We start from the raw sequence: 17,766 nt of genomic DNA on the forward strand, positions 1-17,766 counted from the left end.
CGATTAGGATTGACTGAGCCACAATAGGGTAATGTATAGGAGAATACGTCTACATAAAAGGAATTATTTTATGAAGGATTTTTAGAAAAGGAAAGTTTGTGAAGTTCGTCACAAAATCTTCATCAACCATCTACACAGGAACCGTTTGCACGATTTATAATTAAAGTAAGAATAAGTAACATTCACATTATTTTCGTTAGGGGGAAATCGCATATGTTCTTTGAAGACAGCGTCCTGATGAGCCGGCTGCTTACCTTCCTAACCCTCGGATTTCATGTCATCTTTGCAACTGTTGGTGTTGGGATTCCGATCATGATTTCGATCGCTGAGGGGATCGGTATCAAGAAGAAAGATCCGCATTACACCTTATTAGCGAGGCGGTGGACAAGAGGATTGACCATCACGGTAGCTGTTGGTGTCGTGACTGGAACGGCGATCGGTTTGCAGCTTTCCTTGTTATGGCCCAGTTTTATGAAACTAGCGGGAAATGTAATCAGTCTTCCATTATTTATGGAAGTTTTCGCCTTTTTCTTTGAAGCTATTTTTCTTGGGGCTTATTTATATACGTGGGATCGTTTTAAGAATCCGATTTATCACTGGCTGCTGTCGATCCCAGTCGTCATCGGGTCTACTTTATCTGCCTTCTTTATTACAACCGTCAATGCGTTTATGAATGCCCCGCAGGGATTTGAAACGGAAGGAGACAAGCTGATCGCTGTCGATCCGTTTGCGGCGATGTTCAACCCGGCCACACCGACGAAAGTAGCTCATGTGATCAGCTCGTCTTATTTAACGTCAGCTGCTATTTTAGCTACGATTGCTGCGTTTATTATGCTCGTTCGGAAAAGTACGATTTATCATAAAAAAGCGTTAAAACTAACCGTTGCGGCTACATTTATTTTCGCTGTTGCGACAGCCGTGGCTGGAGATTCGTCTGCTAAATACCTTGCCGAATACCAGCCGGAAAAACTGGCGGCCGGCGAGTGGCATTTTGAAACAGAGAAGAATGCCGATCTTATTATATTTGGTACGTTAAATGAAAATAATGAAGTGGAGAATGCGATCCGTATTCCCGGGGCTTTGAGCTTTCTGGCGCATGGAGATTTTAATGCTCCTGTGGAAGGATTGAATGAAACACCGGAAGATGAGCGGCCGCCGCTTTGGATTCATTACATGTTCGACTTTATGGTAATGATTGGGTTCTATTTAGTCGGCATCTCATTTCTATTCTTGATTTTCTGGAAAATGAAACGCTGGAATGAGTATAATAGGTGGCTACTAACAGGTCTTGCTGCCGTAGGGCCGTTAGCGATGCTCGCTATAGAGTTTGGCTGGATCTTTGCTGAAGTCGGACGCCAGCCGTGGATTTTACGAGGATTTATGACCGTGGCTGAAGGGGCCACCACTTCACCGCACGTAGGCTTAATGTTTTTACTATTTCTAGGGCTGTATATCGTCTTAGGTACGGGGTGTTTAGTTGTTCTCAGGAAAATATTTAAGAACAATCCAGCAGAACTTGAATTGGAAAGTCGCTACCCTCATGTAAAGGAGAGTGACAAGGAATGAGCTATGAATATATTGGAATCACAGTTCTTTGGTTGTTCTTATACGGATACTTGATTGTTGCTTCAATCGATTTCGGAGCTGGATTTTTTGCTTATTATGCTAAACTGACGAAGCAGGATCATATTATAAATAAACTGATTTCAAGGTACCTTTCGCCCGTCTGGGAAGTGACCAACGTCTTCTTCGTCTTTTTCTTCGTCGGTCTTGTCGGGTTCTTCCCGGACACCGCTTATTACTTTGGTCAATCCCTGCTCGTGCCGGGCAGTATTGCGATCGTCCTGCTTGCGATCCGGGGTTCCTTCTATGCGTTTGAAAGTTACGGGTCAAAAGATAACCACGTGTATATGTTTCTATATGGTGCCACAGGGTTATTAATTCCCGCTTCGCTGGCTACAGCGATGACCATCTCAGAAGGCGGGTTTATTGAGGAAACAGCCAATGGGGTTCACCTGATGATTGGCAAATTGCTGACCAGTCCGTACTCCTGGAGTGTCGTTCTGCTAGCGATTGTATCGGTTTTATATATAAGTTCGACATTTCTTACCTATTATGCACACCGTGCGGATGACGAGCCAGCACTGGACATCGTTCGCAAATACGCCTTGTTCTGGAGTTCGCCGACCATTATTGCCAGCTTAACGACCTTCATCGCGCTGAGTCAGCATAACTTTGACCATTTTCAAAAAGCGATTGAGCTTTGGTGGGTATTTGGGCTTTCGGTCGCCTTCTTTATGATCGGCTTATTTCTCATCTATCAAGGGAAATATTACGGATGGGCTTTCATTGCCGTCATGTTCCAGTTTTTCTTTGCCTTCTTCGGTTATGGGGCCTCCCATTTACCTTATATTATCAAGCCGTTTGTAACGATTACGAGCGGTGCTACGAATGAAACGATGGGCATCACCTTGATTATTGCTTTTATAGGCGGACTGTTGTTGTTAGTCCCATCACTAATCATGCTCATGCGCATGTTTTTATTCGATGCAGATTATGTTCAGGGGAAAAAATAGCATCTGGAAGGATCGTTTTTACATCGAAAAGAATTCGCTCTGTTCTTATCGATAAATTATGATAAAATATGGATACATTGAACTGAAAAGTTGGAGGATGAAGAATGAAAAAGGACTATGCAGTCGTAGGGCTGGGCCGCTTCGGCGGCAGTATCTGCCGTGAACTCAATAATGAAGGCATGGAAGTATTAGCCCTGGACTTGGATGAAGATAAAGTAAATGAGTATAGAGATATTGCTGCACATGCTGTTATAGCAGACTCGACAGATGAAAGTGTTTTAAAAGAACTCGGATTAGGTAACTTTGACCACGTGATTGTTGCGATTGGTGACAACATTTTATCCAGTATTCTAACGACGGTGATTCTTAAGGAACTAGGAATTGCCACTGTTACTGTCAAAGCACAAAATGATTATCATGAGAAAATTTTACGAAAAATAGGGGCGGACCATGTGGTTCATCCTGAACGTGATATGGGTAAAAGAATTGCCCATAACATCATCTCCAATAACATTCTTGATTACATTGAATTATCAGATGACCACAGTGTCGTAGAGGTAAAAGCTGGCGAAAGAATGAGTGGACAAACACTCGTTGACCTCGATATCCGCGCTGAATACGGCTGTAACGTTGTAGCAATCAAACGTGACAAAGACGTGATCGTTTCGCCAATGGCTACTGAGGAAATCCAGCATAGAGATGTATTAATTGTTATTGGTGCCGATAAGGATATCAGCCGATTTGAGAAAAATTTAGTTGTAGAAGATGAATGAGGGAATCTGCTTCAAATAACGTAGAGAAATAAGCATGAGGAAATCGAGTATGAATTCGCACAGATTTTATACTCGATTTTTTTATGGACAAAAATGGAGGGGTACATAGCTTTGGTGAGGTGAGCACACACTATAACCCTGGGAACTTCATCAGGATTTACTCGAAACTTTACAAAAAGGGTTAGTTATTTCAGAATCGCCCTCGTTATTTTAGAATCACCGGGCGATATTTAAGAAACACGAGTCGTTATTTAAGAATCACTCCTGGTTATTTCAGAATCTAAGGTGTGAGGAGCTTTCTGAAATACATAGAAGGGAAGGAATCAGCCTTTTTACAAAAGGTGGTTGCGAAAACAGAGCACCTATGGTTTACCCGCCGGTATTTTAGGATAAAGTGAGGTATAGCCTAACTTGGGAAGGATGATAGAATGTCTGCGCAACGAACAGGTCAAACATTAGTAGAACAACTCATAGACTGGGAAGTCAATCATGTATATGGTCTTCCTGGTGACTCAATAAACGAATTCATAGACGATCTAAGAAAAGAACAGGACCGAATCAAATTCTTTCAAGTACGGCATGAAGAAACAGGTGCCCTTGCAGCTTCGGCTTATGCGAAATTAACGGGTAAACTGGGAGTTTGTTTGTCCATTGCTGGTCCAGGCGGGATTCATCTTCTAAATGGTCTATATGACGCTAAAGGTGACGGTGCCCCTGTGTTGGCCATAGTTGGACAGGTAAGTAGTGAAGCAGTGGGAACGGGTGCCTTTCAAGAAGTGAACTTGGAGCGGCTGTTTGATGATGTAGCTGTCTTCAATGAACGCGCTGAAACAGAAACTCAGCTGCCTGATCTATTAAACCAGGCCATTCGTGAAGCCTACGCCAAAAAAGGGGTGGCTGTGTTAGTCGTGCCAGATGATATTTTCTCGAGAAAGCAGAAGAGCGAAGAAAGGCTGACGGCACAAGACTATTATAAGCCGACAATTACTCCAAGGGATGAGCAGCTCAAGGAGGCTCGACAATTGATCGAGCAGTCTGAGAATCCGGTGATTTTAGCTGGGAAGGGAACGAGTGCGGCGCAAACCGAACTTATCGAATTTGCTGAAACGATTAAAGCTCCAATTGTCCTAAGCTTACTTGCAAAGGGAATCATTCCTGATCACCATCCCTATTGTTTGGGACACCATGGACAAATTGGCACAAAACCAGCCTATAAAGCGATTAAAGAATGTGATCTGCTTTTATTAATAGGTACACAGTTTCCATATAGAGATTTCCTGCCAGATCATGTGCAGGCGATCCAAATTGATAACGAGCCCGAACATCTTGGGAAATATTATCCGATTGAACTCGGAATTGCAGGTGATGCCAAACAGACGCTCAGCCGTCTCACTAAATTGATGTCACCAAGAAATGATACTTCGAACCTTGAAAGGTATCAGGACATGATGAATCAGTGGAGAGTTTCTTTGCAAAAAGAAAAGCGATCTGAAGAAGATCCGCTGCATGCACCACAAGTTATGTTTGAATTGGAAAAACATATGAAGTCACAAGCTATCGTATCGGCAGATGTGGGGAATGTAACGGTGTGGGCATCACGGTTCCTGCCATTAGTTGATCAGAAATTCTTAATTTCAGGCTGGCTGGCAACGATGGGAGTTGGATTACCGGGAGCCCTTGCCGCTCAAATTGCTCATCCTGATCGTCAAGTTATCGGAATTTGCGGCGATGGAGGTTTCTCCATGGGAATGCAGGATTTTGTAACAGCTGTCAAGTATGAGTTACCGATTAAGATGGTCGTCCTAAATAATAGTAAAATTGGGATGATCAAATATGAGCAAGCTCAAATGGGCCACCTTACGTATGAAACATCGCTTGGCGAGATGGATTTTGCTAAATTTGCGGAAGCCTGCGGCGGGGAAGGTTATCGAATTGAGTCTTATGAGGATTTATCGACCCGGATGGAACAAGCATTTTTATCAGATAAACCGGCGATTATTGATGTGGCGATTGAAGAACAAGCTCCACTGCCAGGTCATATTGACTATCAATCAGCTGTTAACTACTCGAAATATGTGATTAAACATTTCTTCGAGACAGGTGACATGGACTTGCCTGACATGAGTAAATCCTGGGAACGTTTAAAATAAGTATATAAAAAGGTCCGCTAACTAGGTTAGCGGACCTTTTTTTGTTAAGTTGGCTAGCTGCAGCACCCAGACACTCGAGGTCTTATCCTATTCGTGTCTGCCAGGGCGCTTTCACTTATCGTGCCATCAAACTTCCATAATAATCGGAAGGATCATTGGACGGCGTTTCGTTTTCTCAAATAAGAATGGTGCAATCGTGTCAGTGATTTCATTCTTAATCTCAGACCACTGAGTAGTGCGGCGGTCCATAACTTTTTCTACATGTGTACTTACAAGCTTTTGTGCTTCTTTAATCAAGTCTTCTGATTCTCTCATATAAACGAAGCCACGAGAGATAATGTCAGGACCAGAGGCGATCTTGAATTCTTTCATGTTAATGCTAACGACTACAATAACGAGTCCTTCTTCGGAAAGAATACGGCGGTCACGCAGCACGATATTCCCAATATCTCCGATGCCGCTGCCATCTACATAAACGGACCCGGATGGGATTTTTCCGGCAACCATTGCTTCGTCTTTGCCAAGGGCCAGTACATCGCCATTGTCCATTACGAAGCAGTTGCTTGGATCGATGCCGCATTCTTCGCTTAACTTCACGTGTTCTTTTAACATCCGATATTCACCATGAATCGGCATGAAGAACTTAGGTTGAATTAAACGCAGCATAAGCTTCATTTCTTCCTGGCTTCCGTGACCGGACGTATGAATGTTATTTAATGGGCCGTGAATGACTTCGGCACCGGCACGGTAAAGTTTGTTGATGGTTCGTCCTACACTGATCGTGTTACCAGGGATTGGGGAAGAGGAGAACACGACCGTGTCGCCAGGCATAATTTGAATTTGACGGTGGGTTCCATTAGCAATTCGTGATAGAGCTGCCATTGGTTCACCTTGGGAGCCGGTACATAAAATAACAACTTCGTGTGCCGGCAAACGGTTAAGCTGCTGGGCGTCAATAAACGTTTCCTTGGGTGCGCGGATGTACCCAAGTTCCTGTCCAATTCGAATCGATGATTCCATGCTTCGGCCAAACACAGCCACCTTACGATTATTTCTGACGGCTGCTTCAACGACTTGTTGAAGGCGGTGGATATTTGAAGCAAAGGTCGCAAAGATTAGACGACCATTTTCACGCGTAAATATATCTTGAATGCTTTGTCCGACTACTCGTTCAGACTTGGTGAATCCTGGTACTTCACTATTCGTGCTATCAGATAGTAAAGCAAGTACACCTTCCTTGCCGATCTCAGCCATTCTTGCTAAGTTCGCCGGTTCACCTACAGGGGTGAAATCGAATTTGAAATCACCTGTATGGACGACGTTACCTGGCGGTGTTTTTACAACGATTCCATAAGAATCCGGGATACTGTGCGTCGTACGGAAGAACGATACAGATGTTTTACGGAATTTAATTACATCATCTTCCTGAATCGTGTGCATTTTCGTATTGCGCAATAATCCGTGCTCATCTAATTTGTTTCGTAACAGTCCTGCTGCAAGCTTACCTGCATAAATAGGGATGTTAATTTCACGCAGCAAATAAGGAATCCCGCCAATGTGGTCTTCATGCCCATGGGTGATGAAGAGCCCTTTAATTTTGTCCTCATTCTGGACTAAATAGGTGTAATCCGGGATAACATAATCAATTCCTAACAATTCGTCTTCTGGAAATTTGATTCCAGCATCAATGAGGATGATTTCGTCCTGGAATTGAACAGCGTATGTGTTTTTGCCAATCTCGCCGAGTCCGCCTAAAGCGAAAACAGCTGTTTGGTCATTTTTAACAAACTTCATCTGTTACACATTCTCCAGATGAAAATCTTCAGACTGTTTCTCATAAGCCAAGTGATCCTCATCAAGCACCTGGATATATTCAATATTTATATTTTTATCGGCCAACCTTTTACGGACTTCTCTCTCTTTTTCCGCTTCAACGTACATGGCCTTTGTACGTTCACGAACAGGAACTTCTTGTGCATGTTCCTGGTACAATACTTTAAAAATCATGTTTTTATCGCTCCTTACTAAGAATAGTTTTCTCGATCTTCTGTTGATTATGATAGCACGTTTATTATGAATATGGGAATTCATTCCAAGGTTGAATCAGTCACACTCCGCCATATGACTATTGGTTATTTACGCGTATGTTTTTCGTTCCAAAAGTTTTTTCCAACGTTTTCTAAGCTTTCTTCTAAGACGCTTCATCATGTGCAGCCATCTCCTTCCGTGATGAAGAAAGTCAGCAAAAAACGTTAAACCGCCCAATCCCTGTTATCTTTAGTATAATACGGTTTCGGTCAGAATGAAACAATTACCTTTCATCAATTTCAAATATGTTCCCGAAAGAAGTAACGAATTATGAATATCTTTCGTTTTTCTTCTCAATTATATCCACTCATGCTAAAGTATAGCCAGCGCAGAAAGTGGTTAAAAGTTAAATACGTATCTTGTATCTTTAATTTGTAGTGAGAGGAATGATTAGTATGGGAAAAATCGCATTTTTTGATATAGACGGAACGCTGTTAAATCATAAGAAAGAGCTGCCGGAGAGTACAGTTAAAGCAGTAAAGGATTTACAAAAACAAGGAGTGTACTGTGCGATTGCGACGGGGCGGGCCCCGTTCATGTATAAAGAATTGAGGGAAACCCTCGGCATAAATTCTTATGTTAGCTTTAATGGACAGTATGTGGTATTTGAAGGTAAACCAGTTTATAAAAATCCATTGTCGAAAGACCACTTAGAAAAACTCTACATGGATGCGGAAGAAAATAACCATCCGATGGTGTTTATGAATCAGGATGAAATGAAAGCATCTGATCGTGAACAAATGTACATTAAAGAAAGTCTTGCCACGTTACACTTTGACTATCCAGCAATTGATGCGACCTTTTACAATAATTCAGAGATTTATCAGTCGCTGTTGTTCTGTGAAGGGGACGAGTTAAATTACTATGAATCAAAATATGATGCTTTTGACTTTATACGCTGGCATCCTTATTCTTGTGATGTTCTGCCTAAAGGTGGCTCAAAAGCAGAAGGGATTAAGCAGTTAATTGACGCTGCCGGTCTTAAGATTGAGGATACGTATGCCTTTGGTGATGGATTAAATGATATTGAAATGATTCGTGAGGTGGGAACTGGCGTGGCGATGGGCAATGCCGTGGATGAAACAAAAGCTGTTAGTGATCATATCACTGCAGATGTTGACGATGATGGACTTGTAAAAGCGATCTATGATATCAACTTGTTATCTAAATAAAAGAAGGGCCGGGACATAAGTAAAGCAATGATTCCAAAAAACGAACATTAAAAAATAAATCGTATAAACGCAGACAATGAGCACAGTCAAAATGTGTAGACTCCTGCGGGAACAGCGCGAGTCGAAGATCCCACAGGAAAGCGCTTTTTGCTTTCCGAGGAAGCTCGACTTTTTAGAGGATGTTCGGTTAAGTTCGGCACGTCGTGTGCCAACACCGAACGACCCCACGTCCTGTGGGGCCGCGGAAAGCGAAACATTTTGACGGAGCGACGGTAGAAGCCTTTCTTGGTATGAAAATCCGGACAAATTCAAATGAAATTGTCCGGATTATTTTATGCATAATTCAGTTTTGTCCCGGGCGTTTCTTCTTTTACCTTAATATACCCTTATGCATCAGCCGGTTTGGCATTTTCAGGTTCTTTAAACGGTTGATCCTGATCAATGTGATCGTAAAACATGATGCCATGAAGGTGATCAATTTCATGCTGAAAAACAATTGCAGCATAATCTTTCAGGCGCAGCTTGACTTCATTACCTTCCAAATCAACGGCTTTTACCGTAATTCTTCGATATCTTGGAACATAGCCGGGAACTTCTCGGTCCACAGATAAACAGCCTTCTCCAGAAGAAAGGTAGGTGCGCTCCACAGAGTGACTGATAATGCGCGGATTAAATAAACCGTAACTGAAAAACTTATCATTTAAATCTGTGAAATGAACCGCAAGCATCCGTTTATTCACATTAATTTGCGGGGCGGCCAGCCCGACGCCCGGACGCAGACCGTAGCGTTCACAAACCTGTTCATCCTGACTATTTTTTAAGTACTCCAGCATATCTCCAAGAATTCGCTTGTCTTCTTCATTTGGCGGAATTTCTACTTCTTCGGTTTCTTTTCTAAGAGCGGGGTGCCCCTCGCGTATAATATCGTCCATTGTAATCATCCAATTCATCCTTTCTGAACACCAACATCTAATTCGTATTTTATTTTAACATAGAAAGATCAATGATTATGGGTATGACAAAACTGGAAAGAAAAAGAAGTCTTTCAATTTAATTTTATTTATTATACTATTGTACATATGATAAAAAAGTCAGCAAGACACCAGTAAGAGGGGGAGAAGTTGTGCGTTTCACTAAGGTTGTCTCGTTGCTAGCGGCAACGATTTTTATTTTGTCTGCGTGTTCTGGCCAATCGGCTCAGGAAAAAATATACGAGCATTTAGAAAAAGCAGTATCGCTAGAGGATGAGTTTCGGAAACAGCAAGAACCGCTAAAGAAATTAGAGGAACAAGAACAGGAATTATACAATCAAATCATTGACTTAAGCATGGACGAGTTCGATCAAATAAAAAAATTGTCTAAGGAAGCGGCAGCACTGGTTGAAGAGCGAGAAGAAAAACTGAAGCTTGAGAAAGAAAGCATTGACGCTGCCAAAGAGGAATTTGATAAGATTAAACCTTTGATTGAGGATCTGGACGAAGAGCAAGCTGAAGCTAAAAAAATAGCAGACCAGCTTGTAGATACGATGAATAAACGATATAACGCTTATCAGAATTTGTACGAGGCCTATCAGAAGGCGCTCGATTTAGATAAGAAATTGTATGAAATGCTTCAGCAGAAGGATTTAACGCAGGAAGAACTGCAGCAGCAAGTTAAAAGTATTAATGAAAGTTACAGCGCTGTAATCGAAGCCAACGAACAGTTCAATACCTATACAAAAGAGTATAATGAACTTAAGAAACAATTTTATGAAGCGGTTGGACTTGATGTCACTTATGAGGATTCCGCTGAAAGTGAATCAAAAGATAATAAAAATAAGTCAGAAGAAGCAGAATAGAAATAGCGGCCCTAACAAAGGGTCGTTTTTTTTGAGTAAAATAATTTGCATCCTCCATCTAAAAAAAGTAAAATTAATACAGCCTTAAAAAAATAATGGTACAGAATACATCATTCTTTTTTAAGGAACTTCAAGAATTAGGTAGTGAATGCTCAACATTAGTAACTATTCGTTGCAGAGTGTTTGACGAATCCCTTCCCCTTGAGCTAAACTACATATGAAAATATTATTGTACCAATAAACATTGCTTTGACAATATAACAGTTTGACTAATTTCGCGCTTATGATTAATCAAGATGTGTTCAGGGTAAAACGTAGTAGAGCAAATAGGTACAGTTTTTTTCGGAGTTTTGGGAATGCTACTCAACAGCATCTATTTTAAATGGAGAAAGGAAGAGGTGAGTGACTTTGAAACGAGTTCTTGATAATATCGAAGACCAGTTCGAAACGTTTCAAATCCTTAATGAAGAAGGTAAGATCGTAAACGAAGATGCGATGCCTGACCTATCTGATGAAGATTTAAAAGAAATTATGCGCCGCATGGTGTATACACGAATTTTAGACCAGCGTTCTATTGCCCTTAACAGACAGGGACGCCTTGGATTCTATGCACCAACTGCCGGTCAGGAAGCTTCCCAATTAGGAAGCCATTTTGCCCTGGAAAAAGAAGATTTCATTCTGCCGGGATATCGTGATGTTCCACAGTTAATCTGGCATGGCCTTCCGCTAACGCAGGCATTCCTATTTTCCCGTGGTCATTTCAAAGGGAACCAAATGCCTGAAGGAGTAAATGCTGTCAGCCCGCAGATCATCATTGGTGCCCAAATTACACAGGCAGCCGGTGTAGGGCTTGGATATAAGAAGCGCGGAAAAGATGCAGTCGCGATCACTTATACAGGTGACGGCGGTGCTTCTCAAGGGGATTTCTACGAAGGAATCAACTTTGCCGGAGCTTTTGGCGCCCAAACGATTTTTGTTGTACAAAATAATCGCTTTGCTATCTCTGTACCTGTTGAAAAGCAATCTGCAGCGGAAACCATTGCACAGAAAGCCGTTGCAGCAGGTATTGAAGGCATTCAAGTAGACGGCATGGATGTTCTTGCCGTGTATGCCGCTACTAAAGAAGCGCGTAAACGTGCGATTGACGGAGAAGGCCCGACGTTAATTGAAACGTTGACGTACCGTTATGGACCGCACACAATGGCTGGTGACGATCCAACAAGATATCGTACAGAAGATATGGACAACGAATGGGAAAAACAAGACCCAATCGTGCGTTTCCGTACATTCCTTGAAGAGAAAGGTCTTTGGTCTGAAGAGGAAGAAAACAAGGTGATTGAAGAAGCTAAAGATGAAATTAAAGCAGCTATCAAAGAAGCGGACAATACACCTAAACAAAAAGTAACGGATCTAATCGAAAACATGTACGAGGAACTTCCATCCAATCTTCAAGAGCAAATGGAAGAATATAAGGAAAAGGAGTCGAAGTAGATCATGGCACAAATGACAATGATTCAAGCCATCACAGACGCGATGCGCACAGAACTTAAGAACGACGAGAACGTGCTCGTCTTTGGTGAAGACGTTGGCCAAAACGGCGGCGTATTCCGTGCAACAGAAGGTCTTCAAGATGAATTCGGCGAAGACCGTGTGTTCGATACACCACTAGCTGAGTCAGGAATCGGTGGTTTGTCCATTGGTCTTGCACTTACTGACTTCCGTCCCGTTCCTGAAATTCAGTTCTTCGGATTTGTTTACGAGACGATGGACGCTATTAACGGTCAGATGGCTCGTTATCGTTACCGTACAGGAAACACAAAAAACATGCCGATCACAATCCGTTCTCCTTTTGGCGGCGGTGTTCATACACCAGAACTTCACGCTGACAGTCTGGAAGGATTAATGGCTCAACAGCCTGGTTTGAAAGTTGTAATCCCTTCAAACCCATACGATGCTAAAGGCCTGCTAATCCAATCCATCCGTGATAATGATCCGGTCATTTTCTTAGAGCACATGAAACTGTACCGTTCATTCCGTGAAGAAGTTCCTGAGGAAGAATATACAGTGGATCTTGGAAAAGCTAATGTGAAGCGCGAAGGCACAGACGTGACCCTTATTGCATACGGCGCAATGGTACATTCTTGCCTGAAAGCGGCTGACGCATTGGAAGAAGACGGCATTAGTGCAGAAGTCATCGACTTGCGTACAGTAAGTCCTGTAGATTACGAGACTATTCTCGCTTCTGTTGAGAAGACTAATCGTGCCGTTATGGTTCAGGAAGCTCAGAAGCAAGCTGGTATTGCTGCAAATGTTGTTTCTGAAATCCAAGAAAAAGCTATTCTGCACCTTGAGGCACCAGTTCTGCGCGTGACTGCACCTGATACTGTTTATGCGTTCACCCAAGCGGAAGAAATTTGGCTTCCAGACCACAACGACATTGTTGAAAAAGTAAATAAAGTAATGAATTTTTAAACATCTCTACTAATAGGAGGTAATAACCGTGGCGTTCGAATTTAAACTGCCCGATATCGGTGAAGGGATCCACGAAGGTGAAATCGCCAAGTGGTTCGTCAAACCCGGTGATGAAGTAAAAGAAGACGATGTACTTTGTGAAGTGCAAAATGACAAAGCAGTAGTAGAAATCCCTTCCCAAGTTGATGGTACTGTAAAAGAACTGCATGTTGAAGAAGGCGAAACAACAACTGTAGGAACAGTTATTATTACCATTGATGACGGTTCAGAAGACTCAGGCGATGATTCTGGGGAAGAATCGAAAGACGAATCCAAAGAGGAATCCAAAGAAGAACCTAAGAAAGACAAGCAAGAGTCTTCAAAAGAAGAGAAAAAGGAAGAGAAGTCCGAGCAGCCTGCTGCACAAACTGATGACAGCGATGCAGATGACGATAAACGTGTTATTGCCATGCCGTCTGTTAGAAAATATGCACGTGATAACGATGTTGATATTCGTAAAGTACAAGGCTCAGGGAAAAATGGCCGCGTCTTAAAAGACGATGTGGACAGCTTCCTTGATGGTGGACAAACACAAGCATCTGAAGACAGTGCTGACGAAACGGCTGCAGAAGAAACAACAACTCAAGAAGCACCGGCAGCTGGTGAAGCTTATCCTGAAACTCGTGAGAAGATGAGCGGTATGCGTAAAGCGATTGCTAAAGCAATGGTCAACTCTAAACATACAGCTCCACATGTTACGCTAATGGATGAAGTGGATGTATCAGAGCTTGTTGCTCACCGTAAAAAATTCAAAGCTGTTGCAGCCGAGCAGGATATTAAGCTGACATACCTTCCTTATGTAGTGAAAGCATTAGTGTCAACACTGAAGAAATATCCAGTCCTAAATACTTCTTTAGATGATGAAACGGATGAAATTATTCAAAAACACTATTATAATATTGGTATTGCAGCTGATACAGATAAAGGATTACTTGTGCCTGTTGTTAAAGATGCAGATCGTAAATCGATCTTCTCCATTTCAAGTGAAGTAAATGAGCTAGCTGTGAAAGCACGTGACGGCAAACTTTCTTCCGCTGAAATGAAAGGTGCATCTACAACGATTACAAATATCGGTTCCGCTGGAGGACAGTGGTTTACTCCAGTTATCAACCACCCAGAAGTAGCGATCCTTGGAATTGGCCGTATTGCCGAAAAACCTGTTGTACGCGACGGAGAAGTTGTTGTCGCTCCGGTACTAGCTATTTCATTAAGCTTTGACCACCGTATGATCGACGGTGCTACAGCACAGCATGCAATGAATAACATCAAGCGTTTACTGAACGATCCACAATTAATCATGATGGAGGCGTAAAGTATGGTAGTAGGAGATTTTCCAATTGAATTAGACACATTAGTTGTAGGTGCGGGGCCTGGCGGTTATGTAGCCGCCATCCGTGCCGCACAAACAGGTCAAAAGGTGACCATCGTAGACAAAGGAAACCTAGGCGGTGTTTGTCTTAACGTTGGCTGTGTACCTTCTAAAGCACTTATTCAAGCAAGTCACCGTTTTGAACATGCCAAAGGTGCAGAAGACATGGGGATTCAGTCTGAAAACACAACTGTTGACTTTTCCAAAGTTCAAGAATGGAAAGGCGGCGTTGTTGAGAAGCTGACTGGTGGTGTAGAAGGCTTACTTAAGGGCAATAAAGTTGATATCGTAAAAGGCGAAGTTTACTTCGTGGACAAAAACACAGTTCGCGTCATGGATGAAAAGAACTCTCAAACGTACACGTTCAATAACTGCATCATTGCGACAGGTTCTCGTCCAATCGAGCTTCCATCCTTTAAATTCTCTGACCGCGTATTAGACTCAACAGGAGCTCTTGATTTAAAAGAAGTTCCTAAGAAGCTGGTTGTAATCGGCGGCGGATACATTGGTACAGAGCTTGGTACGGCTTATGCTAACTTCGATACAGAAGTAACCATTCTTGAAGGCACAAAAGATATTCTTGGCGGTTTCGAGAAACAAATGTCTACACTTGTTAAACGCCGTTTGAAGAAAAAAGGTGTCGAAGTCGTAACGAACGCAATGGCTCAAGGTGTTGAGGAAACTAAAGATGGTGTGACTGTTAAATATGAAGTGAAAGGCGAGGAGAAATCCATTGAAGCCGATTACGTTCTTGTCACAGTCGGACGTCGTCCAAACACTGACGAGATTGGTCTTGAGGAACTAGGTATTGAAATGAGTGACAAAGGAGTCATTCAAACCGATAAACAATCCCGTACAAACATCGATAATATTTATGCGATTGGTGATATTGTTGAAGGATTGCCGCTTGCTCACAAAGCTTCTTATGAAGGTAAAATTGCCGCTGAAGCGATTGCTGGAGAGAAATCTGAAATTGATTACTTAGGAATCCCTGAAGTGGTATTCTCAGATCCAGAATTAGCTTCTGTAGGTTACAGAGAGCAAGAAGCGAAGGATGCAGGATATGATGTACAAGCATCTAAATTCCCATTCGGAGCTAATGGACGTGCGCTATCTCTTAACGACAGTGACGGCTTCTTGAAGCTGATTACTCGTAAGGATGATGGTTTGGTCCTTGGCGCGCAAATTGCAGGTCCAAATGCCAGTGATATGATTGCTGAACTTGGTCTTGCCGTTGAATCAGGCATGACTGCTGAAGACTTGGCTCTAACCATTCATGCTCATCCAACACTAGGAGAGATTACAATGGAAGCAGCTGAGGTGGCAATGGGACAGCCTATTCATATCGTTAAATAAATAGACATTATCAGCTCCTAACTCTTCATTGAGGGTTAGGAGCTTTTTATGGTAAATATGTTCGTGTGAGTATCTTTATGGAAGGGCGAGCTATGTTTAGTTTACGCATTCCAAGAGTCCAATAACTCTCTGTAGCCATACCCTTAGTGAGGGTGTGTGAGATTGATACATGTCCAACAAGACGTGCCCATATCGAGCACGAATCTTTTTACTTGCCGTGTGCCCTTGGTTATCTATTTCTATTAAGGGTTGCACTTTTGTTCAAAAGAGGGATTATGCTATTTGATCCAATTGATATACGCAAAAAACCCCCGTATCACGCTTTAGTGTGATACGGGGGTTTTACTTAGCTGCTATACCTGAAAAGCTGTTCACGTCTACTTTTTATTTTTTAGACCTATATCTTTTGCTTCCGACTTAAATTCTTTCATTAATGAGAAGCACATGAGAATCATAATGAAGGTGAACGGAAAGGCTGAGATAATAGCTGCAGTCTGTAACGCTGTTAGGCCGCCTTGCCATAGCAGTACGGCAGCAGCACCTGCTTGAATTAGTCCCCATACAAACTTCACTTGATTGTTCGGGTTAAGACTGCCGTTTGTCGTCTGCATTCCTAGAACGAAGGTGGCAGAGTCGGCAGATGTAATAAAGAAGGTACTAATAAGCAGCAATCCGATCACTGTCATAATTCCGCCAAGTGGAATATGTTCCAGCATGGAGAAGAGAGCTACTTCTGTTCCAAGGCTTTGGACATCTGAGATAATGTCAACCCCATCAAAGAACTCTAATGAAATGGCTGTACCGCCAAATACAGAGAACCATAACGCCCCAAAGATTGTTGGCACTAACAGGACGCCTGTAATGAATTCACGAATCGTTCTACCTTTGGAGACCCTGGCGATAAAGGTACCAACAAATGGTGCCCAGGAAATCCACCAAGCCCAGTAGAAGATGGTCCAGCCTTTAATCCAAGTGTCGTCTTCTACAAATGGTGTCAATCTAAAACTCATATAAGGAAGATCCCGTACATAAGAACCAAGTGTTGTTGTAAAGTAGTCCATGATGAATCCAGTAGGACCAATTAATAACAGTGAGAACATAAGTAATAAGGCTAACACGATATTAGCATTACTTAAATATTTGATCCCTTTATTCAAACCGGTCATGGCCGAAGTCATAAATAATACGGTAACAACGATAATTATGATCAGTTGCAGACCGAACGTGTCTTCTAGTCCTTCGATCGAATAGGAAAGGCCGCTTGAAATCTGTAAAGCACCTAATCCAAGAGATGTGGCTACACCAAAGATTGTAGCAAATACGGCGATAAAGTCGATGAATGTTCCGAGTCCGCCTTTAATTCGCTTTTCACCTAGAAGAGGAACGAGAGCAGCACTGATTACACCTGGAGCTCCTTTTCTAAACTTGAAGTAGGCAAGAGCTAGTGCCAGTACAGCGTAAATTCCCCACGGGTGTAAGCCCCAGTGAAAGAAGCTGTATTTCATGGCAGCTCTGGCAGATTCCTGCGAAGCTGGTTCCATGCCAGGAACTGGGGTTGTATGGAAATGGGAAAGAGGTTCAGCTGCTCCCCAGAAAACAAGTCCAATCCCCATACCTGCACTAAATAACATAGCAAACCAGGTAATGTACGAATATTCAGGCTCATCATCCGGTTTTCCTAATTTAAGCTTTCCGTACTTTGAAAAAACTAAATAAATGGCAAATATTAAAAAGCCGGTAGCTGATAATAAATAGAACCATCCAAATTTGTCAGTAATAAAGGCCTGGACATTTGAGGTTACATTGGATAAATTCCATGTTGGCAATACGTCTTTAGGAATTACTCCCCAAATGATAAAAAGACCAGATACAACTAAAGAAATATAAAATACTTTAGATGCCTGTTTCAAAATAATCATTCCTTTCTTTAATTA

At 42.2% G+C, this 17,766-nt stretch carries 14 protein-coding genes; 10 read left to right on the forward strand and 4 right to left on the reverse strand.

From position 1 onward, the window contains the following. The first annotated feature begins 213 nt into the window (after window positions 1-213). The 4 genes from G6R08_RS19055 (at window position 214) to G6R08_RS19070 (ending at window position 5,499) form a co-directional block, all read left to right on the forward strand. Window positions 214-1,566, forward strand: a complete 1,353-nt coding sequence (locus tag G6R08_RS19055; RefSeq protein ID WP_163530289.1) for a cytochrome ubiquinol oxidase subunit I — start codon at window positions 214-216, stop codon at window positions 1,564-1,566. Further along, on the forward strand, window positions 1,563-2,576 hold the full coding sequence (locus G6R08_RS19060) for a cytochrome d ubiquinol oxidase subunit II (protein WP_163530291.1): 1,014 nt from the start codon (window positions 1,563-1,565) through the stop codon (window positions 2,574-2,576). Before G6R08_RS19055 ends, G6R08_RS19060 begins: the two co-directional genes overlap by 4 nt. Window positions 2,577-2,680: 104 nt before the next feature. Further along, the gene (locus G6R08_RS19065; protein WP_163530293.1) at window positions 2,681-3,349 is read left to right on the forward strand and encodes a potassium channel family protein; all 669 of its coding nucleotides are present in this window, start codon (window positions 2,681-2,683) and stop codon (window positions 3,347-3,349) included. A 428-nt stretch (window positions 3,350-3,777) separates the two neighbouring features. Further along, window positions 3,778-5,499 carry a pyruvate oxidase gene (locus G6R08_RS19070; RefSeq protein WP_163530295.1) on the forward strand — a complete coding sequence of 574 codons (1,722 nt, stop codon included), beginning with the start codon at window positions 3,778-3,780 and terminating at the stop codon, window positions 5,497-5,499. A gap of 126 nt (window positions 5,500-5,625) precedes the next feature. On the opposite strand, the gene rnjA is transcribed toward G6R08_RS19070, so the two are convergent. Both rnjA and G6R08_RS19080 read right to left on the reverse strand, forming a co-directional pair. Then, window positions 5,626-7,293: a ribonuclease J1 gene (gene rnjA, locus G6R08_RS19075; RefSeq protein WP_079529693.1), complete on the reverse strand. Its 1,668-nt coding sequence runs from the start codon at window positions 7,291-7,293 to the stop codon at window positions 5,626-5,628. A 3-nt stretch (window positions 7,294-7,296) separates the two neighbouring features. Further along, window positions 7,297-7,506: a DNA-dependent RNA polymerase subunit epsilon gene (locus G6R08_RS19080; RefSeq protein ID WP_163530297.1), complete on the reverse strand. Its 210-nt coding sequence runs from the start codon at window positions 7,504-7,506 to the stop codon at window positions 7,297-7,299. 476 nt (window positions 7,507-7,982) lie between these two features. Here G6R08_RS19080 and G6R08_RS19085 point away from each other — a divergent pair, with 476 nt between their 5' ends. Next, a complete protein-coding gene (locus G6R08_RS19085; RefSeq protein WP_163530299.1) occupies window positions 7,983-8,759 on the forward strand; it encodes a Cof-type HAD-IIB family hydrolase in 777 nt (258 codons plus the stop codon). Window positions 8,760-9,145: 386 nt separating this feature from the next. Here the strand turns inward: G6R08_RS19085 and def are convergent, their stop codons facing one another. Continuing rightward, window positions 9,146-9,700: a peptide deformylase gene (gene def, locus G6R08_RS19090; RefSeq protein ID WP_163531401.1), complete on the reverse strand. Its 555-nt coding sequence runs from the start codon at window positions 9,698-9,700 to the stop codon at window positions 9,146-9,148. Window positions 9,701-9,882: 182 nt separating this feature from the next. On the opposite strand from def, the gene G6R08_RS19095 reads away from it, so the two are divergent. The 5 genes from G6R08_RS19095 (at window position 9,883) to lpdA (ending at window position 15,832) form a co-directional block, all read left to right on the forward strand. Next, a complete protein-coding gene (locus tag G6R08_RS19095; RefSeq protein WP_163530301.1) occupies window positions 9,883-10,596 on the forward strand; it encodes a YkyA family protein in 714 nt (237 codons plus the stop codon). A 408-nt stretch (window positions 10,597-11,004) separates the two neighbouring features. Further along, window positions 11,005-12,087, forward strand: coding sequence for a pyruvate dehydrogenase (acetyl-transferring) E1 component subunit alpha (gene pdhA / locus G6R08_RS19100; RefSeq protein WP_163531402.1), 1,083 nt, complete (start codon window positions 11,005-11,007; stop codon window positions 12,085-12,087). 3 nt (window positions 12,088-12,090) lie between these two features. Next, the gene (locus G6R08_RS19105) at window positions 12,091-13,068 is read left to right on the forward strand and encodes an alpha-ketoacid dehydrogenase subunit beta (protein WP_163530303.1); all 978 of its coding nucleotides are present in this window, start codon (window positions 12,091-12,093) and stop codon (window positions 13,066-13,068) included. Between the two features lie 28 nt (window positions 13,069-13,096). Continuing rightward, window positions 13,097-14,419, forward strand: coding sequence for a dihydrolipoamide acetyltransferase family protein (locus G6R08_RS19110; protein WP_163530306.1), 1,323 nt, complete (start codon window positions 13,097-13,099; stop codon window positions 14,417-14,419). A gap of 3 nt (window positions 14,420-14,422) precedes the next feature. Then, complete coding sequence (lpdA, locus tag G6R08_RS19115) at window positions 14,423-15,832, forward strand: dihydrolipoyl dehydrogenase (protein WP_163530308.1); 1,410 nt, start codon at window positions 14,423-14,425, stop codon at window positions 15,830-15,832. 377 nt (window positions 15,833-16,209) lie between these two features. Here the strand turns inward: lpdA and G6R08_RS19120 are convergent, their stop codons facing one another. Then, window positions 16,210-17,742: a glycine betaine uptake BCCT transporter gene (locus tag G6R08_RS19120; protein ID WP_163530310.1), complete on the reverse strand. Its 1,533-nt coding sequence runs from the start codon at window positions 17,740-17,742 to the stop codon at window positions 16,210-16,212. Window positions 17,743-17,766 lie beyond the last annotated feature (24 nt).

Source organism: Halobacillus ihumii (assembly GCF_902726645.1).
GTDB classification, from domain to species: domain Bacteria; phylum Bacillota; class Bacilli; order Bacillales; family Halobacillaceae; genus Halobacillus_A; species Halobacillus_A ihumii.

Bases quoted from the DNA above. Each gene is read 5' to 3' on its own strand.
- G6R08_RS19085 (WP_163530299.1), top strand. From the start codon at position 7,983: ATGGGAAAAATCGCATTTTTTGATATAGACGGAACGCTGTTAAATCAT.
- rnjA (WP_079529693.1), bottom strand. From the start codon at position 7,293: ATGAAGTTTGTTAAAAATGACCAAACAGCTGTTTTCGCTTTAGGCGGA.
- def (WP_163531401.1), bottom strand. From the start codon at position 9,700: ATGATTACAATGGACGATATTATACGCGAGGGGCACCCCGCTCTTAGA.
- G6R08_RS19105 (WP_163530303.1), top strand. From the start codon at position 12,091: ATGGCACAAATGACAATGATTCAAGCCATCACAGACGCGATGCGCACA.
- G6R08_RS19065 (WP_163530293.1), top strand. From the start codon at position 2,681: ATGAAAAAGGACTATGCAGTCGTAGGGCTGGGCCGCTTCGGCGGCAGT.
- lpdA (WP_163530308.1), top strand. From the start codon at position 14,423: ATGGTAGTAGGAGATTTTCCAATTGAATTAGACACATTAGTTGTAGGT.
- G6R08_RS19055 (WP_163530289.1), top strand. From the start codon at position 214: ATGTTCTTTGAAGACAGCGTCCTGATGAGCCGGCTGCTTACCTTCCTA.
- G6R08_RS19080 (WP_163530297.1), bottom strand. From the start codon at position 7,506: ATGATTTTTAAAGTATTGTACCAGGAACATGCACAAGAAGTTCCTGTT.
- G6R08_RS19060 (WP_163530291.1), top strand. From the start codon at position 1,563: ATGAGCTATGAATATATTGGAATCACAGTTCTTTGGTTGTTCTTATAC.
- G6R08_RS19070 (WP_163530295.1), top strand. From the start codon at position 3,778: ATGTCTGCGCAACGAACAGGTCAAACATTAGTAGAACAACTCATAGAC.